At 73.1% G+C, this 17,181-nt stretch carries 16 protein-coding genes and 2 pseudogenes; 11 read left to right on the top strand and 7 right to left on the bottom strand.

Features of this window, described 5'->3' with window-relative positions:
* Positions 1 to 510: 510 nt before the first annotated feature.
* A complete protein-coding gene (locus ABT245_RS18915) occupies positions 511 to 960 on the bottom strand; it encodes a nitroreductase family deazaflavin-dependent oxidoreductase (RefSeq protein WP_351734938.1) in 450 nt (149 codons plus the stop codon).
* A 284-nt stretch (positions 961 to 1,244) separates the two neighbouring features.
* Here ABT245_RS18915 and ABT245_RS18910 point away from each other — a divergent pair, with 284 nt between their 5' ends.
* Genes ABT245_RS18910 through ABT245_RS18900 form a run of 3 tightly spaced genes read left to right on the top strand, consistent with a single transcriptional unit; the run spans position 1,245 to position 3,234 of the window.
* Positions 1,245 to 2,441 (top strand): cytochrome P450, encoded by a 1,197-nt coding sequence (locus ABT245_RS18910; protein WP_351734936.1) that lies wholly within the window; start codon positions 1,245 to 1,247, stop codon positions 2,439 to 2,441.
* Between the two features lie 12 nt (positions 2,442 to 2,453).
* On the top strand, positions 2,454 to 2,660 hold the full coding sequence (locus tag ABT245_RS18905) for a ferredoxin (protein WP_351734934.1): 207 nt from the start codon (positions 2,454 to 2,456) through the stop codon (positions 2,658 to 2,660).
* 40 nt (positions 2,661 to 2,700) lie between these two features.
* Entirely contained in the window at positions 2,701 to 3,234 is a 534-nt protein-coding gene (locus ABT245_RS18900; RefSeq protein ID WP_351734932.1) for a flavoprotein, read from the top strand.
* Positions 3,235 to 3,279: 45 nt separating this feature from the next.
* On the opposite strand, the gene ABT245_RS18895 is transcribed toward ABT245_RS18900, so the two are convergent.
* Positions 3,280 to 4,146, bottom strand: a complete 867-nt coding sequence (locus ABT245_RS18895) for an endo alpha-1,4 polygalactosaminidase (protein WP_351734930.1) — start codon at positions 4,144 to 4,146, stop codon at positions 3,280 to 3,282.
* 235 nt (positions 4,147 to 4,381) lie between these two features.
* Between ABT245_RS18895 and ABT245_RS18890 the strand changes: the two genes are divergently transcribed.
* Positions 4,382 to 5,350 (top strand): aldo/keto reductase, encoded by a 969-nt coding sequence (locus ABT245_RS18890; RefSeq protein WP_351734928.1) that lies wholly within the window; start codon positions 4,382 to 4,384, stop codon positions 5,348 to 5,350.
* A gap of 339 nt (positions 5,351 to 5,689) precedes the next feature.
* The gene (locus ABT245_RS18885; protein ID WP_351734926.1) at positions 5,690 to 7,669 is read left to right on the top strand and encodes an RICIN domain-containing protein; all 1,980 of its coding nucleotides are present in this window, start codon (positions 5,690 to 5,692) and stop codon (positions 7,667 to 7,669) included.
* A 73-nt stretch (positions 7,670 to 7,742) separates the two neighbouring features.
* Here the strand turns inward: ABT245_RS18885 and ABT245_RS18880 are convergent, their stop codons facing one another.
* Both ABT245_RS18880 and ABT245_RS18875 read right to left on the bottom strand, forming a co-directional pair.
* On the bottom strand, positions 7,743 to 8,453 hold the full coding sequence (locus ABT245_RS18880; protein WP_351734924.1) for a DUF4232 domain-containing protein: 711 nt from the start codon (positions 8,451 to 8,453) through the stop codon (positions 7,743 to 7,745).
* A 190-nt stretch (positions 8,454 to 8,643) separates the two neighbouring features.
* Positions 8,644 to 10,032 carry a serine/threonine-protein kinase gene (locus tag ABT245_RS18875; RefSeq protein WP_351734922.1) on the bottom strand — a complete coding sequence of 463 codons (1,389 nt, stop codon included), beginning with the start codon at positions 10,030 to 10,032 and terminating at the stop codon, positions 8,644 to 8,646.
* Positions 10,033 to 10,077: 45 nt separating this feature from the next.
* Between ABT245_RS18875 and ABT245_RS18870 the strand changes: the two genes are divergently transcribed.
* The 3 genes from ABT245_RS18870 (at position 10,078) to ABT245_RS18860 (ending at position 13,088) form a co-directional block, all read left to right on the top strand.
* On the top strand, positions 10,078 to 10,623 hold the full coding sequence (locus tag ABT245_RS18870) for an RNA polymerase sigma factor (RefSeq protein WP_351734920.1): 546 nt from the start codon (positions 10,078 to 10,080) through the stop codon (positions 10,621 to 10,623).
* Between the two features lie 714 nt (positions 10,624 to 11,337).
* Complete coding sequence (locus ABT245_RS18865) at positions 11,338 to 11,976, top strand: HD domain-containing protein (protein ID WP_351734918.1); 639 nt, start codon at positions 11,338 to 11,340, stop codon at positions 11,974 to 11,976.
* A gap of 173 nt (positions 11,977 to 12,149) precedes the next feature.
* The gene (locus tag ABT245_RS18860) at positions 12,150 to 13,088 is read left to right on the top strand and encodes an NADP-dependent oxidoreductase (protein WP_351734916.1); all 939 of its coding nucleotides are present in this window, start codon (positions 12,150 to 12,152) and stop codon (positions 13,086 to 13,088) included.
* A gap of 80 nt (positions 13,089 to 13,168) precedes the next feature.
* Here ABT245_RS18860 and ABT245_RS18855 read toward each other — a convergent pair.
* From ABT245_RS18855 to ABT245_RS18845, 3 genes and pseudogenes are all read right to left on the bottom strand, one after another.
* Positions 13,169 to 13,516: pseudogene (locus ABT245_RS18855) on the bottom strand (PAS domain-containing protein); the annotation flags it as partial.
* A 90-nt stretch (positions 13,517 to 13,606) separates the two neighbouring features.
* On the bottom strand, positions 13,607 to 14,329 hold the full coding sequence (locus ABT245_RS18850) for a 2OG-Fe(II) oxygenase (protein ID WP_351734914.1): 723 nt from the start codon (positions 14,327 to 14,329) through the stop codon (positions 13,607 to 13,609).
* 10 nt (positions 14,330 to 14,339) lie between these two features.
* The gene (locus tag ABT245_RS18845; protein WP_351734912.1) at positions 14,340 to 14,846 is read right to left on the bottom strand and encodes a methylated-DNA--[protein]-cysteine S-methyltransferase; all 507 of its coding nucleotides are present in this window, start codon (positions 14,844 to 14,846) and stop codon (positions 14,340 to 14,342) included.
* Between the two features lie 203 nt (positions 14,847 to 15,049).
* On the opposite strand from ABT245_RS18845, the gene ABT245_RS18840 reads away from it, so the two are divergent.
* The 3 genes and pseudogenes from ABT245_RS18840 to ABT245_RS18830 form a co-directional block, all read left to right on the top strand.
* Positions 15,050 to 15,295: a hypothetical protein gene (locus tag ABT245_RS18840; RefSeq protein ID WP_351734910.1), complete on the top strand. Its 246-nt coding sequence runs from the start codon at positions 15,050 to 15,052 to the stop codon at positions 15,293 to 15,295.
* A 4-nt stretch (positions 15,296 to 15,299) separates the two neighbouring features.
* The gene (locus tag ABT245_RS18835; RefSeq protein WP_351734908.1) at positions 15,300 to 15,719 is read left to right on the top strand and encodes a toxin Doc; all 420 of its coding nucleotides are present in this window, start codon (positions 15,300 to 15,302) and stop codon (positions 15,717 to 15,719) included.
* 588 nt (positions 15,720 to 16,307) lie between these two features.
* A pseudogene (locus tag ABT245_RS18830) lies at positions 16,308 to 17,181 on the top strand (hydrolase); the annotation flags it as partial.

The raw sequence follows: 17,181 nt of genomic DNA, 5'->3' as shown, positions 1-17,181 counted from the left end.
CCCACCCGCACATGACGGCCGCCGCCCGCCATCGGGTGACCACCGAGTGGGCCCGCGCCGCGCAGGGCGTCGTCGGGGCCATCAACCGCTCCCACGCTCGGATCCCTGGGTGTGGCCGTTCGGGCGGGGTGGGGGAGGGAGGGCGAAGTCCCGCCGCGCGGGGCCTCCCCCACACGTGCCCGGCAGGGGCCTGGGGCCGGGGCGTCCGCCCCGCCACCCGAGGGTCTCCCCCACATGTGCCCGGCAGGGGCCCGCGCCGCGCATCCCCACCCGCACATCACGGCCGTCGCCTGCCATCGGGTGGCCACCGAGTGGGCCCGCGTCGCGCAGGCCGTCGTCGGGGCCGTCGAGGGCTCTCGCGCGCGGGCAGGGCTCCTCCGCGTGGGCGTACGGTGAAGCCCCGCCGCGACGGGGGAACGCGGCGGGGCCTGACGCACACGTGCCCGGGCCGGGGTTCGTTCATGCCTTGTGGCGGCAGATTTTCCGGATGGCTTCGACGCCCGGCCGGATTCAGCTCCCGGCGACCGGTTCGAGGACGAAGACCGGGATCTCGCGGGACGTCTTCTCCTGGTACTCGGCGTACGGCGGATACGCGGCCACCGCCCGCTCCCACCACTCGGCCTTCTCCGCGCCGGTGACCTCCCGGGCCGTCATGTCCTGCTTGCGAGGCCCGTCCTGCAGTTCCACCTGTGGATCGGTGGTGATGTTGAAGTACCAGACCGGGTGCTTGGGCGCACCGCCCTGCGAGGCCACCACGGCGTACCGCCCCGCGTGCTCGACCCGCATCAGGGGCGTCTTGCGGATCTTGCCGCTGCGGGCGCCCCGGGTGGTCAGCACGATGACGGGCAGCCCCGTGTCCCGCAGCGTCGTGCCCGCGGTGCCACCGGACCCCTCGTACAACTCGACCTGCTCCCGGACCCATGCGGTGGGGCTGGGCTCGTACTCGCCGTCAAGAGGCATGCTCTTCGTCCTCCTCGTCGCGACAAAGGCTCACTGACACCACGGTTCAACACCGGTGACCGCGGATTTCATCCAGAGCGCGCCGCGGGCGATGGACTATCGTGGAATGGCTGGTTCCAGTTGGCCGGCGCCCTCGTGAGGGCCGCCGGGCCACGAAACGGAAGAGTCGCTTCCCGGCCAGATTCCCCAGGTAACCGATCTGGCCGAACTTTGCGTCGCCCGTTAGGTGCCTCGGGCATCTAATGAAGATCGGTACGAAGCACTCTTCGTCTGTGAGGTCTTTCATGACGGAATTGTCGGAGCCCGTCGCCTTTCCACAGGACCGGACCTGTCCCTACCAGCCGCCCGCCGGATACGACCCGCTGCGCGCCTCCCGGCCGCTGGCCCGCGTCACCCTCTACGACGGGCGCCCCGCCTGGCTCGTCACCGGGCACGCCCTCGCCCGCGACCTGCTGGCCGACCCGCGTCTGTCCAGCAACCGCACCCGTGCCGGCTTTCCCATCACCACATCCCGGTTCGCCGCGATCCGCGACGTCACGACGGCCCTCATCGGCGTCGACGACCCCGAGCACCGGGACCAGCGCCGGATGATGGTCCCCAGCTTCACGCTCAAGCGGGCCACCGCGCTCAGGCCGAGCATCCAGCGCATCGTCGACGACCTGCTGGACCGGATGATCGCCCAGGGGCCGCCCGCCGAACTGGTCAGCGCGTTCGCGCTGCCCGTGCCCTCCATGGTGATCTGTGCGCTGCTCGGCGTTCCCTACGCCGACCACGAGTTCTTCGAGGAGCAGTCCCGGCTGCTGCTGCGCGGCCCCACGGCCGAGGCGGCACGGGACGCCCGGGCCCGGCTGGAGGAATACCTCGGTGACCTGATCGACCGCAAGCGCGAGAAGCCCGGCGAGGGCCTGCTGGACGAACTGGTCGAGCAGCAGGCGCGCGAGGGCACCCCGGACCGCAAGGAGCTGATCGCCCTCGCGATCATCCTGCTGGTCGCCGGCCACGAGACCACCGCCAACATGATCTCGCTCGGCACCTACACGCTGCTCCAGCACCCCGAGCGGCTCGCCGAACTGCGCGCCGACCCCTCCCTGCTGCCCGCCGCGGTCGAGGAACTGCTGCGGATGCTGTCCATCGCGGACGGGCTGCTGCGGCTCGCCACCGAGGACATCGAGGTGGCCGGCACCACCATCCGGGCCGGCGACGGCGTGGTCTTCTCCACCTCGGTGATCAACCGCGACGCGGACGCCTACCCCGGACCGGACACGCTCGACTGGCACCGCTCGGCCCGCCACCACGTCGCCTTCGGCTTCGGCATCCACCAGTGCCTCGGCCAGAACCTCGCCCGCACCGAGCTGGAGATCGCCCTGGCCGCCCTGTTCGAACGGCTGCCCACGCTCCGTCTGGGCGCGCCGGCGGACGAGATCCCGTTCAAGCCCGGCGACACGATCCAGGGGATGCTGGAACTCCCCGTGACCTGGTAAGAGGCTTGTGCCATGCACATCGACATCGACATCGACAGGGACGTCTGTATCGGCGCGGGTCAGTGCGCGCTGACCGCCCCGAACGTCTTCACCCAGGACGACGACGGCTTCAGCACGCTGCTGCCAGGCCGGCAGGACGGCGGCGGCGACCCCCTGGTCCGCGACGCCGCCCGCGCCTGTCCGGTCGGCGCCATCACGGTCACCGATCAGCCGGCCTGACCCCGGACCGGCCGGGCCCGCGGCGGCGTAGGGTGCCCGGATGACCGAACCGGACGAGAAGCCCTTCCTCCAGCTCGTCGTGTGCGCGGCCGGGATCGCCGCGGGCGTAGGCAAACTGATCACCGCCGCCCAGGAGCGGAACTGGGCGGTCGGCGTCACGGCCACCCCGAACGCCCTGGGCGGCTTCTTCGACGCCGGTGCCGTCGCGGCGCAGACCGGCCGTCCCGTCCGCTCCGCGTGGCGCGCCCCCGGCGAGCCCCGCCCCTTCCCGCCGCCCGACGCCGTGGTGGTCGCGCCCGCCACCTTCAACACCGTCAACAAGTGGGCGGCGGGGATCGCGGACACCCTCGCGCTCGGCACCCTGTGCGAGGCGTACGGCCTGGGCGTGCCGATCGCCGTCCTGCCCTGCGTGGGCGACGCGCTGGCCGCGCATCCCGCCTACCGGGCGAGCCTGGAGCGGCTGCGCGCCATGGGCGTACGCATCGGCGAGCCGTACACCGGGGAACCCGATGCGAGGGGTCACAGGCCGGACTTCGAGTGGGTACGCGCCCTCGACCTGCTGGAGCGGCCCTAGGGCAGTCCTAGGGCCGCTCCAGCCGTGCGCCGGGCAGGGCGTGGGTCAGCGGACCTTGCGCACGTAGCCGTCGCTGCCCGGAGTCGACACCGCGAGGTCCCGGCGGACGATGCTGAGGCGGTCGCCGAAGCCCGCGAGGGCCTTGCGCAGTCCTTTGTCCGTGTACTCGACGATGAGGACACGGTCGTCGAAGGCGTCGGCGTACGCGCCGCACTCGTCCCACTCGGCGCACTCCTCCACCACCGCGAAGTCGAGCCCGGCCCGCCGCCTCTGGTCGGCCAGTTCCAGGGTGTTCTTCTGCGCGATGGCCAGGTTCCGGGCGTGCGCGTGCCGGGACAGCAGGGTGATGAACGCGGTCGCGTCCTCGGCGGTCAGCAGCTTCTGGGACCGGGTGTAGCTGTCGTAGTTGTCCGGCTCGACCGCGTCGAACCCCTGGTCGGCGCAGCCGTCGATCCAGCGGTTCACCCGCTCGGCCACCCGTGCACGCTTGGCCTCGGTGCCGATGTCGAGCAGCGGTTCGTCCCAGTCCTCGTCCACGACGACCTTGCCGTGGGCGTCCCGCAGCAGCAGGCCGGCGGGCCATGCGTCGGCCTCGTCCGGCTGGGCCTGGAAGGCGTTGACGTAGCAGATGTTGTACAGGCCGGGCGCGGGCGGGTCCGTGCGGTCACGGCTGACGACGCGGACGCCGGCCGGGGGCTGATAGGCGCCGCCGAGCTGGTAGTCGAAGCCGGCGTGCCGCGGCGGAAGCCGTATCCCGGACGACGCACGGCCGGAATCGGGCCGGGTCTTTTCGGACTCCGCCGAGGATCCGCAGCCGGCCAGCAGCAGGGCCGCCGTGACGACCGTGGCCACGAGCCGCGCGCCGACGGCCGTCGCGGGACCTGCGACGCGGAGTGCACCCTTCGCGGGCATGACCGCTCCATCCATCGCGGGTACGGCCCCGCCTCGGACCCGTGGGGCGGTCCTGGCGACTTCGGCCGGGCTGAGAACGTGTCCGTCACCGGCTGGGCGCACCTCTGGGTGTCCGCGCGGGGCGCCGGACACATGATCACGATCAAAACCCGCGCGCCCGGCCGCAGTCAAGTCGGGAGGTGGCGACGCCGTACGCTCCGAGGAGGTAACCGTCCCGAAGGCAGGAGCAGCAACGATGCAGTACGTGAAGCTCGGTTCGACGGGCCTGGACGTGTCGCGGATCTGTCTGGGCTGCATGACCTACGGGGAGCCGGACCGCGGCGTCCACGAGTGGACCCTCGGCGAGGAGGCCGCCCGTCCGCTGATCCGGCAGGCGCTGGAGGCGGGCATCAACTTCTTCGACACCGCGAACGTCTACTCCGACGGCACCAGCGAGGAGATCGTCGGCAGGGCGCTGCGCGACTTCGCCCGGCGCGACGAGATCGTGCTGGCCACCAAGGTGCACGGCCGGATGCGGCCCGGACCCAACGGGGGCGGGCTGTCCCGCAAGGCGATCATGTCGGAGATCGACCACAGTCTCACCCGGCTCGGCACCGACTACGTCGATCTGTACCAGATCCACCGCTACGACCATGACACGCCTGTCGAGGAGACCATGGAGGCGCTGCACGACCTGGTCAAGGCGGGCAAGGTGCGCTACATCGGGGCCAGTTCGATGTACGCGTGGGAGTTCTCCAAGGCCCAGTACACGGCGGACAGGCACGGCTGGACCAGGTTTGTGTCCATGCAGAACCACTACAACCTGATCTACCGCGAGGAGGAACGGGAGATGCTTCCGCTCTGTGCGGACCAGGGTGTGGGCGTGCTGCCCTGGAGCCCGCTCGCCCGCGGCCGGCTCACCCGCGACTGGGACGCCGTCACCGAGCGCAGCGCCAACGACACCTTCGGCAGCCGGCTCTACCTGGACAGCGACCGCTCGATCGTCGAGGCCGTCGGCCGGATCGCCGCCGAGCGGGAGGTGCCACGGGCCCGGATCGCCCTGGCCTGGCTGCTGCACCGGGCCACGGTGACCGCGCCGATCGTCGGCGCGGCCAAGCCGCAGCACCTTCAGGACGCGGTCGCCGCGGTGGAACTGGAGCTGACCGACAAGGAGATCGAGGAACTGGAGCGGTCCTACGCCCCGCACGCCATCAGCGGCCACTGACGGTCGGTGGGGCTGTCCGTGCGGCGCGGGGTCCCCGCCGCACGGACCGGCCGGCGGAGGGCACCGCGGTCAGACCGCCTATCGGGACTTAATTCGGTCGTCGCCCGGCGACAACCGGCAAATGCTGCACCCTGACTTTGCGTCAATTTCCGGTGCCCCGCCGATGAATGCCAAAAACCTGGAATCCCTTGTTCTGACATGAGGCCCTGTGCCAAGGTGTGCCGTGCGGCGCTGCGGACCATTGATTTTCTGTCAAAAAGGCCGCGCACGGCCGACGTTCGAGATGCCGCGTCCCCTGGTACGGACTTATTTCGCATGGCATCTGGGAGGAATGCAGCCGTGAAAGACGCAGGCCCGCCGAATTCCCCGGTTTCCGCTCAACCGTTCGACATCACGGACGAGCAGTTGAGCACCGAACTGGGGAAGTGGACGGGGACGACGCCCGCACCGCATCCCGTGGGCGAACTCCTCGACCGGCACTGGGAGGCGGTGTTCGGCTACGCCCGGCTGTGCACCGACGGGCCGCGCGCGGCCGGCATGCTCACCACGGCCGCCTTCACCCGGCTCTTCGGCGAATCACTCAGACAAGTGGGGCCACCCACCTCCGCGTGGCGCCCCCAACTGCTGGTCACCGTGCGGCGCATCGCCGCCGAGTGGGACGGCGACGGACGCCAGGAACTGCTCCATGCCGCGCTGCGCTCCTCCTTTGCCACCGACGGGGAGCGGACCGCGGCACGGCTGCTGCCGCCTCGGGACCGGCGCCTGCTGTCCCGGGCGTTCCAGCGGCTGCCGCAGACCGCCCGCGCCCTGCTGTGGCACACCGAGGTCGAGGCGGAACCGCTCGCGGTGCCGGTCGCCCTGCTGGGCCTCGACGAGCGGGTCGCCGACGTGGAACTGCGGCGGGCCCGGGAGCGGCTGCGCGAGGAGTGCCTACAGGTGCACCGCGAACTCGCCCCGCAGGAGGAGTGCCTGCGCTACGTCCGGATGCTCGACGTCACCTACCGGCGCGGCGGCGTCGACGTCGACCCGGACCTCGGACAGCACCTGGACGGCTGCGGACACTGCCGGCACACCGCCGACCAGCTCAACCAGTTCAACGGGCTGCTCGGCATCGCCCTGGCCGAGGCCGTGCTCGGCTGGGGCGCCCAGGAGTACGTCGCCTCTCGGGTCGGACCGGCCGAGGCGCCCGCCGGGGACCGGCCCGCACCGCACCCGCCGGCCGGGCCGCCCGGAGGCGAGTCCTTCGGCCCGCCGGCGGGCGCACCGGCCGAGTCCCCGCCGGGCGCCGGAGCCGAGGCGACAGCCGGCGGCCGTGGGCGGTCGGGGCGCCGCGCCGCACCCCGCCGCCCCTTCGGCGGCGGTGCGTCCGGCCGTCCGGAGCCGTCCGCGCCCCGCGCCCGTGCCGCACGTTCGGCCGAGCGCGCGGCCCGCCGGGTCCGCCGGCGCAACCTCACCCTGGCCGCGACGACCGTGAGCACGCTGGTCGTGCTGCCGTTCGTCCTGTGGTCCGTCCTCGGCCCCGGCCACGACATCGCCCCCGGCCCCGGCACAGAGCCCGGCCGGACACCCGGCTCGGGCTCCGCTTCGTCCGACCCGTCCTGGATCGGGTCGAGCGCGACCGCCCAGGGCACCCTGCGCGGCAGGCTGCACAACCTCGCCTCTGGACGCTGCGTCGGCATCGCCGGCGAGAAGGCCGTCGACGGCGCGGAGGCCGAACTGGCCCCGTGCTCCTCGACCGCGTCCCAGCAGTGGGCGTACGAGAGCGACGGACTGCTGCGCAACGCCGCCGCCCCGGACCTGTGCCTCGACTCCCACCTCGGCTACTCGGTCCGGCTGGCGCCGTGCGCGGGCGCGGCGCAGCCCCGCACCAGGAACGTCCGCTACGACTTCACCCTCCAGGGCGCCCTCGTGCCCCGCTGGGACCAGGACCTGGCCCTCGTCCCCGCCGCCACCGACGGGTCGGGCGCCCTCGTCGTGAAGACCCGCTCGGGCGGCGACGCCCAGCGCTGGGTGATCGACACCTCGCGGTCCGACCTGCGGATGCAGGCGGTCAACTGGGGCACCGACGGCCAGCCCTCGCCCACGGCCACCACCGCGCCCCCGCGCGGGGCAGCGCCGGCCCCGTCCGCCTCACCCGCACCGTCGGCGACCAGGACGCCGACGCCGGATCCGCGGTCCACACCGTCCGGCACCGGCTCCGCCGGCCGCTGCACCATCGGCGCCGGCCACCACTCCTACCCCTACCCCGGCACCTGCTCCTGGGACGGCTGGTACGGCGCAGGCGGATACGGCTCCGGCGGCGGTCACCGGGGACGCTGACCGGCCCTCACGAAGAGCCGACCTTGCCGTCCGGCGGCCGGACGACGAGGTTCACAGGGCGGGAAGCGGGCGGTCAGGCGCCGCTTCCGGGAGCGAGGACCGTCAGGGAGACGGCGGAGGCGTTACCGGACACCGGCACCGCGCCCGCCGTCCACGCCACCTTCAGCTGGTCCCGCTCGTCCGGCGGGGTGATCAGCAGCGCGGCGGGCGTCGCCGTGCGGGCGCCGCTGATCTCCGGGTTGGAGAAGGTCAGCCCGGCCCAGGCGCGCTGACCGGGCTTCAGCGTCACCGTCGCGGACGTGCCGGAGGTGCGCTTGGGGTCGGGACCGAGCTGGCCGCCGGAGGCGTTCACGAAGGCGGCGCCCGGGTAGCCGCGCACGGTGCAGGTACGGGCGGAGGTGTTGGTGAAGACGATCGGGAAGTTCTCCTGGCCCGCGCCCGGATTGTTGCGGCCCACGGAGGCGCTCAGCTCGGAGGTGTGACAGCGCGAGCCGCCGCCGGACGCGGGGGGCGCCGCGCTGTTCGCGCCGTCGTGCGAGGCGGGCGGCGAGGAGGGCTCACCGGCCGGGGTCCCGCTGCCCGCCGTCGGCGTTCGCGTCGGCGTGCCGTCCGCCGTGGAGTCCTCGGTCGTCGAACCGCCGGTCGCGGGCGCCGCCGTACCCGAGAACTGCTGCGGACCGCTCCGGGTGCCGGTGCCGTCGCCGCACGCGGTCAGCAGGCCCAGCACGGCGACGGAGGTCACGAGCAGGGCCGCCCGGTGCGAGGTCTGGGACGTGTACGCCATGTCTGTCCACACTCCTGGATCTTCGGGGCGCGCGCCGGACGCGTGCCCGCGGCGCTCCGTGCGCCGTCACCACACTCCGATGTCCGGCCCGCGGAAAAAGTTCGCGGCCCGCGGGAATTCTCTCCCGGCCCGCCGTTCCCCCGCCGACCTCGGGTGTCCCGGAGCGGGCCGAGTATGCCGGGCCGTGCGCTCAGGTGACCCGCAGCGAGCGAAGTACGCCGTCCGTCGCGTCGGGGCTCCCGTGCTCGCGGACCTGGACATAGACCTGCGGCTCGGCCGCGCCGTCCGCCGGGCCGAGCCCCGTCTCCGTGATCGAGCCGCCGCCGGCGCAGCCGTCCCAGGTCCGGGTCCGGCCCCGCCAGCGCGCGTCGGTGAAGGCGCGGCTGCCGGCGTAGTGGCAGCCCGGGTGGGCGAGGGCGTTCACCTCGGGCGTCACCGCGCCGTGCTCGCTCAGGCCGATGAACACGCCGTTCACCGGCGCCGTCAGGTCCTGCCACCGGGCCAGGTCGTCGGCGATCGCCAGCCCCGGTTCCTGCCCGGACCGCAGGCCGAGCGCCCGCGGATTCCAGCCGGAGTCACGCAGCCGACGGGCCCAGCCGGACGGGATCTCGGCCACGATCCGGCCGGTGGCGTCCGTGACCCGCACCGCGTCCGGCGCGGACTGCCGGGTCACCAGCGTGACGGCGACGGCCGCGACACCGGCGGCCAGGGCCGCCGCGCCGGCCAGCGCGAGCGTGCCGAACCGCTTCCCGACCCCGGCGAACCGGCCGCGCGGTGGAGTCTTCGGCGTCCGTGCCGCCAGCCGGTCCAGTTCCTCCGCGAACGCCTGCGCGCTCGGCCAGCGCCGCTCCCGGTCCGGCTCCAGCGCGCGCATCAGGGCCCGCCCCGCCTCCTCGTCGAGGTCCGCACGCAGCCGCTCGGGCCGTACCACCTTGCCCGGAGCCGCCGGGACGGTGCCGGTGACCAGTTCGTAGCCGACCGCGCCGAGGCTGTAGACGTCGGCGCGCGCGTCGATGCCCGCGCCCGGTTCCGCCTGCTCGGGCGGCCGGTACCCGGCCGAACCGGCGGCCAGGGTGAGCCCGGATGCCTGGGCCAGGCTCTTGGCCAGCCCCAGGTCGGCGAGCAGCACCCGGCTGCTGCCGTCCGGCGCGGTGCGCAGCAGCACATTGCTCGGCTTGATGTCGCGGTGCACGATCCCCGCCTCGTGCAGCGCCGCCGCGGCGCGCGCCGCCAGCGCCGTCAGCCGCAGCGCCCGCGCCACCGGCACCGGGCCCGCGGCCGACAGCTCGGCCAGGGTGCCCCCGTCGGCGTACTCCATCACGAAGTACGGCCTGCCGTCGGGCAGTTCACCGATGTCGTAGACCTGCACGACCCGGTTGGAGTCGGCCCGGCGCAGCAGCCGGGCCTCGGACAGGAACCGGTCGTGGATGTCGAGGCGGTGCGACCAGTTCTCGGCGAGGACCTTCACCGCGACGGGCGCCTCCAACTGGTCGTCGTGGGCGAGCCACACCGTGCCGAAGGCGCCGCTGCCCAGACGCCGTTCGAGACGGTAGCGGCCGATCCGCTCGCTGGATTGCATGGGACTATCATGCCTGCCCTGAGATCGACTTCGAGGGGGCCTCCCGTGCACGACCCGGCGCTGACCGAAGACCTCGCCCGGCGCGCCGCCGCCGGTGACCCGGCGGCCCTGGACCGGCTGCTGAGCGAGATCCGGCCCGAGGTCGTGCGGCGCTGCGGACGCTTCCTGCCGTGCCGGGAGGACGCGGAGGAGGCCGCCCAGGACGCGCTCCTCCAGGTCGCCCGGAAGATATCCACCTTCGAGGGCCGCAGCCGCTTCAGCACCTGGCTGTACACGGTCGTCGCCAACTCCGCCCGGCAGAAGTACCGCGAACTCAAGCGCCGCGCCGCCGAACAGCCCACGTCCCTCGAACCGGCCGCGCAGGTCGACCCGCGGACCACCAGTGTGATCGCCGGTTCCCGGGTGGACCTGCTGGAGGCGCTGGAGCGGCTGGAACGCGAGCACCCCGATCTGGTCGCTCCGCTGGTCTACCGCGACATCTGCCAGCTGGAGTACGCCGAGATCGCCGACCGCATCGGCATCCCCCTCGGCACCCTCAAGTCCCGCCTGCACGAGGCCCGCAAACAGATCCGTCCCTGGCTGAGCGCCTGAGCCGCGGTCGGTGCCCGGACCGCTCCGCGGTGGCTCGGCGCGCTGTGCCGAAGCGGCGCTGAGAGGTGGCGGGGCTTGATAGACGGCGGGGCTGAGAGGCGGGAGGGCTGAGAGGTGGCGGGGCTGATCGCCAACCGCCTCACGAAAACTCTCCGCATGCTCTCGTAATTCGGGAATCCGGGACAGCTCGTCGTGAAAGAGCCGTGTGAGATGCCGAGGGCTCACATCGAGGTGCTTGGCGAGTTCGCCGAGTGAGTGGTTTCCCCCGGGAATCGCCGTGATCAAGTCGGTGATTCCGCGCAGGGACGGAGACCGGGGCGGCGGTCCTTGCAAGGGGGCGGAGAACCGGACGGCGGCGGTCACGCCCGGGGAGGTGCAGGTGGTGTTGTCACGGACGCAGATCGCGTCGGGTTCGACGCGGGTGACCCGGTAGCGGGAGGCCGGCTCGTGCGCGACCTTCCGGTGCGTGGTCGCACGCTTGCCGTCCAGGAGGCCGACGGCGACGGGATGAACGCTCCGGTGCAGGAGGAGGAACGCTCCGGTGCAGATGAACGCGACCCGATGCGTGGCGGAGCCCCCACTTCCGCTGCTCGCCTGTCCGGATTCGGGTGGCTCATGGCCGGACCGAGGGTGCGCCGGACACAGGGTGGTCGGCAGAGTGGAAGACGGACGCGGTCCAGGCGCAGCACACCGCTAGCGGAAGGTGCACAGGCCATGAGCGAGATCATCGCGGGGGTGGAGGTCCCTGGGACGGCGGCGGTCGCCGAAGCCACCCGCCTCATGCGGAAGATGACCGGCCCCCTCATCTACCACCACTCCCGGCGCGTTTTCGGCTTCGGTGTCATGCATGCTCGCAGGCTCGGCCTGGAGCCCGACCCGGAGCTTCTCTACCTGGCCGCCATGTTTCACGACACCGGCCTTTCGACGCCGTTCTCCGCCGTGGAGCAGCGCTTCGAGATCGATGGAGCCGACCACGCGCGTAAGTTCATGCTCGACCACGGTTTCCCCACCACGGCCGCCGATGTGGTGTGGACGGCGATCGCACTGCACACGACCCCGGAGGTTCCCGGGCGGATGGGCCCGGAGATCGCCCTCACGCATGCCGGGGTGCTGACCGACGCGCTCGGCCGGGATCTGGACGAGCTGGATCGCAGCCAGGTGGACGAGATCACCGCCGTCCATCCGCGGGGCGACTTCAAGAACGAGTTCTTGCAGGCGTTCGTCGACGGACTCAAGCACCGCCCGGAGACCACGAACGGAACCGTGAACGCGGATGTGCTGGAGCACTTCGTTCCCGGCTTCCGTCGCACCACCATGGTCGAGCGCATCATCGGCGCTCCCTGGCCGAGCTGACGGGCAACGGGCACGGGCCCGGACGGTCTGCGGCCCGCGCACAACGACGAAGGAACACGCGGGCAGGTGAGATCGACCATGCAGAACGGCATACATCCACCTGCGGCCGCCATGTGCCCCGCGCGCGAGCGGGCTGTGCGCCCGGGTCGTCCCTCCTCACAGTAAGGACCTCTATGCGAGCCATCACTGTGCGAGACCGTGACGCCGGTCTTGCCGGGCTGTCCCTGACGGACATGCCCTGCCCCCATGCGGCCGAGAACGACGTCATCGTGCGGGTGCACGCCGCCGGCTTCACCCGTGGCGAGCTGGACTGGCCCGCCACCTGGACCGATCGCGCCGGCCGCGACCGGACGCCGAGCGTGCCCGGGCACGAACTGTCCGGTGTCGTCGTGGAGCTGGGGTACGGCACCACCGGCCTGAGCGTCGGACAGCGGGTGTTCGGCCTGACCGACTGGACCCGTAACGGTGCGCTCGCCGAGTACACCGCGGTGGAGGCCCGTAACCTCGCCCCGCTGCCGACGGGCATCGACCACACCGTGGCCGCCGCGCTGCCGATCTCCGGGCTGACCGCCTGGCAGGGCCTGTTCGACCACGGCCACCTCACCACAGGCCAGACCGTCCTGATCCACGGTGCCGCGGGCGGCGTCGGCTCGATCGCGGTACAGCTCGCCCGCGAGGCCGGCGCCCGCGTCATCGGCACCGGCCGGGCCTACGACCGGGACAGGGCACTGGCACTCGGCGTCGACACCTTCATCGACCTTGAGGCGGAGAAACTGGAGGACGCCGGCGAGGCCGACGTCGTGCTCGATGTGATCGGCGGCGACATCCTCGACCGCTCGGCCGCCCTGGTCCGGGCCGGTGGCACGCTGGTCACCATCGTCATGCCGCCCAAGGTCCGGCCCAAGGACGGGCGGGCGGTCTTCTTCGTCGTCGAACCCGACCGCGCCCGGCTCGCCGATCTCGCCACGCGGTTGAGGGACGGCAGGCTCAAGCCGGTCGTCGGTGCGGTGCGGCCGCTCGCCGAGGCTCCCGCCGCGTTCGCCCCCGGCAAGCGCACCCCGGGCAAGACGATCATCCGCGTCACGGAAGACCGACCAGGAGACCCCTCGTGACCGGAACGCGCATCGCCACCCCCTGGCTGCCGCCACGCTGACCGCACCCACGGCACGGCCCGGGTACGTGAGCCGGGGCTGACCGGCGCGGTGATCCGCCGCGGCGGCTCGTCGCCGTGTCCGCGCGGATCCAGCAGGTCGATGCTGACGAAGTCGGCGAGCGCGGGCACGCACACGTCCGCGAGTTCCTGCGCCGTGCGGGTGACGTCCAGGGTGGTGCCGATGCGCACGCTCGCCTCGTTGACGAGTTGCAGCCGCTCCCGGGCCAGCCGGCTCTCGGTGAAATCGTGGGCGGCCAGGCACACGCCCCGTACCCGCCCGTCGCCGTCGGTGACCGGGGCCAACCGGGCCGGCCAGGCGTGTGCCTGCTTCTCGCCGCCGGTGCGTGTGCGCGTGTGCACGTCCCGGGGCCGGCCGGTGGTGAGAACGGCATGTCCGGCGTCCGCATCTGGGAGCGCTCCCATCGCGGGAGACGGGTCTGTATCGCGGGGGACGGGTCTACGTCGCGGGGGACGGGTCTATGTCGCGTCGTGGAAGACCAGGCCCAGTGTGTGGCGGCGGCCGGAGCGTACCGGGCTCACGCCGTGCCGCAGCGCGCCGGCCGACCAGCCGCGTCGGGTGCGCAGCGGGCGGTCCCGGGTGGTGAAGACCAGACCGTGGCCCTGCCGGAGCACGGTCGCGGTGCCCCGGGACTGGGCCCGGGCCCGCTGCTCGACCATCAGGAACTCGCCCCCGGTGTAGTCGCCGCCCGCCTCGTCGAGGGCGACGACGACCTGGAGCGGGAAGACCAGCTCGCCGAACACGTCCCGGTGCAGGGCGTTCCAGTCGCCCGGCCCGTAGCGCAGCAGGATCTGCGCCGACCGGTCCTGGCCGGCCGCGTGACAGCGCGTCAGCCACTCATCCAGGGAATCCGGCCACGGCGCCGGACGGCCCAGCCGCGCCGCCCAGTCGCGGGCGACCGGCAGCAGCCGCGGATAGAGCGCGGCACGCAGCGCGGCCACCGGAGCGGGCAGGTCATGGGTGAAGTAGCGGTACTGGCCGGCGCCGAACCGGTGCCGGGCCAGGTCGACGGTGGTCCGGAACAGCTCCGGCCTGTCGTACAGGGCGGCCAGCTCGCGGCATTCGGCGGGCGTCAGCAGCGCCGCCGTGGCCGCGCTGCCCTGCGCGTCCAGCTCCGCGGCGAGCGCGCCCCAGTCGGTGTCCGCCACACGGCGGCGGATCTCGGCATCGGCGGGAAACACGGCCGCCGCCTCAGTGGACCGGCAGCGGCCGCAGCGCGCCCTCGTGGGTCAGCAGCCACACCTTGCGCTCGACCCCGGCCGCATAGCCCCGCATCGAGCCGTCGGCACCGATCACCCGGTGGCAGGGGCGGACGATCAGCAGCGGGTTGGCGCCCACGGCGGCGGCGAGCGCCCGGACCTCCGTCCGTGGCACGTCCAGCCGCTCGGCCAGCGCGCCGTACGTCGTCGTGGTGCCGTACGGGATGTCCTCCAGGGCCCGCCACACCCGCTGCCGGAACGCGCTCCCGGCGGCGGCCGACGGCAGCTCGAACCGGGTGAGCCGGCCCGCGAAGTACGCGTCGAGCTGGGTGGTCGCCGCGGCGAAGGCCCGGTCGTCGCGGCGCGGGCCGGGCCGGGCCGGAGGCGCGCCGCGCTGCCCGGGCAGGGACAGGGAGGTGAGCGCGATGCCGCCGGCCGACTCCTCGCCGGTCAGCAGCAGCTCGCCCAGCGGGCTGTCGTGGACGGTGAACAGCGTCATCGTGATCCGCTCCTTCGTCTTCCGTATGTCCTGATGTGTTCTGGCGTTTTCTGATTCCCTCTGCTCACGGGTACGAGTCTGCTGCGCGGACCGCCGCGTCACCGGCGGAAATCGGACAGGGCGCTCACCCACCGCGGTACCGTGGCGGACCGCAGTCGACCTGCGGATATTTACCGGCAAGACCCGGGGAGTACCGTGCGGGCATGCCAGCTCCGAATGTGGAGTTCAGCGAACGCGAGCTAGAGGATCTGCGGCAGATCGCCAAGGAGCGCGGTACGTCGATGAAGGCATTCGTGCGCGAGGCGGCCGCGGCGGACATCGCCCGGCACCGGGCACTCCAGGAGGGCGCCGAGGCGTTCCGCCGCTTCTTCGCCGCCCACGCCGCCGAGTTCGCCGCCGCGTTCCCGGACGACGAACCGCCTGCCAAGGGTGTGGCGCGGGCAGCCTGAAGCGATGCCGTCCGTCATCCATATCGATGTGCCCTGGCTGCTCCAGCGGCATGAGGAAGTACTCCCGGACCAGCCCACGGTCGACGACTTCTCCGCGCTGGTCGCCGCCGTGACCCGGCACCGCGTCGACCCGCCCCGGCACCGCGTCGACCCGCCCCGGCACCGCGTCGACCCGCCCCGGCTCGGCGTGGACTCCGACCCGGCCTGGCGCGCCGCCGCCCTGCTGCACACCCTCACCCTGCTCAGGCCCCTGCCGTCGGCCAACGCCCGCTTCGTGTGCGCCACCGCCGTGGCCTACATGTGCGCCGGCGGCGTCGGTATCGACCCGCCGTACGGCGCCCTGGCCGACCTCACGCGCGACCTGATGTCCGGCACGGCGGACGTGTACGCCGCGGCCGACCGGATCCGCTCCTGGCAGCGGTGAGCCCGGCGGGCGGGCGAGCCGGAGCCACCGGGCGGTCGACGGGAACGGCGGGCGGTCGACGGGAACGGCGGGCGTTCCCCCGTCACAGGGGCGGCGGGGGAGCGTTCCCCGCCACAGGGGCGGCGGGGAACGGCTCCCCGGCCGCCGGCCCCCCGCCCCGGGGCCGCCGACCGAGGGCGGGAGGAACGGGGTCGGCGGCCGGCTTTCGCGCGGGAGAGCCGCCGTCCCGCGTGGGGCCTTCGAGGAGGGCCGGTTCCCAGTGGACCAGCCGGCCGACCGCGGTGGGAGCGTGTGCGCCGGACCGACGCGTGCACGCGCTTCACACGGGGCGCACGCCCGCACCCCGGCCGCAGGCGAACGCCCGCTTTCCACAGGGATTCTGACCTTCTTTCAAAGCGGCCGATGTTGCACGAGCGCCTTGTTGGTTGTGTGGGAGTTGTGCAAGGGTGAACCGGCCCGTGCGGGGGGAAACGGCCGGGCCTCATTCCACCACCGAGGAACCGGACCGGGGCCGATGAGACACCGGTGAATTCCCGCTCCCCGCGCGCGCAACAGGGTCACCCCGTACGTACCAAAGGAATCCGCTCCGTGCTCACCCCCCACCCCCCTCGTCCTCCGTATCCGCCGCCGGGCGCAGCACCCGGAGAATCGGACGAGTCCCTCGCCGCCCCGCTGCGCGCCGGCTCGGACGCGGAGGCCGCCCGATCCGCCGGACTGCTGATGGCACGGCACTGGCAGTCCGCCCAGGACTACGCGGCGATCTGCCTCGCGACCCCGGGCAGCCTCGCCCACCTGGTCACCGCCGCCGCCTTCCACCAGGTCCTGGACCTGGTGGCACTGGGCGAGAGCGCCGACGCGCTGCGGCCCCGGCTGCTGGTCGCCGTCCGCGACACGGTCGGGAACTGGTCCGCCGACCCGCGCATGGCCGCGTCCCTGCCGGACCTCGGGAAACCCGCGGGGGGCCGCGGCATGCGCGCGACGAAGTCCCTGACCCCCGAAAACCGCGCACTCGCCGAGCACGCATTCCGGTCTCTTCCGCCGCTCGCCCAGAGCCTGCTGTGGCACACCGAGGTCGAGGCCGAGTCCATAACCGTTCCGGCCGCCTTGCTCGGCATGGCCGCGGACACCGCGACCGTCGCCCTGGAACACGCCCGGGAGAAATTCCGGGAAGGCTGCGTGAGCGCCCACCAGGAACTCGCGCCGAGCAAGGAATGCCGCTTCTACAACCGTCTCCTCGACGTGCCGATCCGGCGGGGCGGCGGGCTGCTGCCGGACGTCCGCCGGCATCTCGCCGAGTGCCGCCACTGCCGGCACGCCGCCGAGCAACTCGGCCATGTCGAGGCAGGATTGGGGCTGCTGCTGGCCGAGGCGGTGCTCGGCTGGGGAGCCCGCCGCTACGTCGGCTCACGCCCCGGGCACACACGCGCGGCCGGCCCGCGGGGCCGTGGCACGGCCCGGCGCT

It is taken from the genome of Streptomyces sp. NPDC001508 (assembly GCF_040298665.1).
Taxonomy (GTDB): domain Bacteria; phylum Actinomycetota; class Actinomycetes; order Streptomycetales; family Streptomycetaceae; genus Streptomyces.
This window is presented reverse-complemented; position numbering and strand designations above follow the sequence as displayed.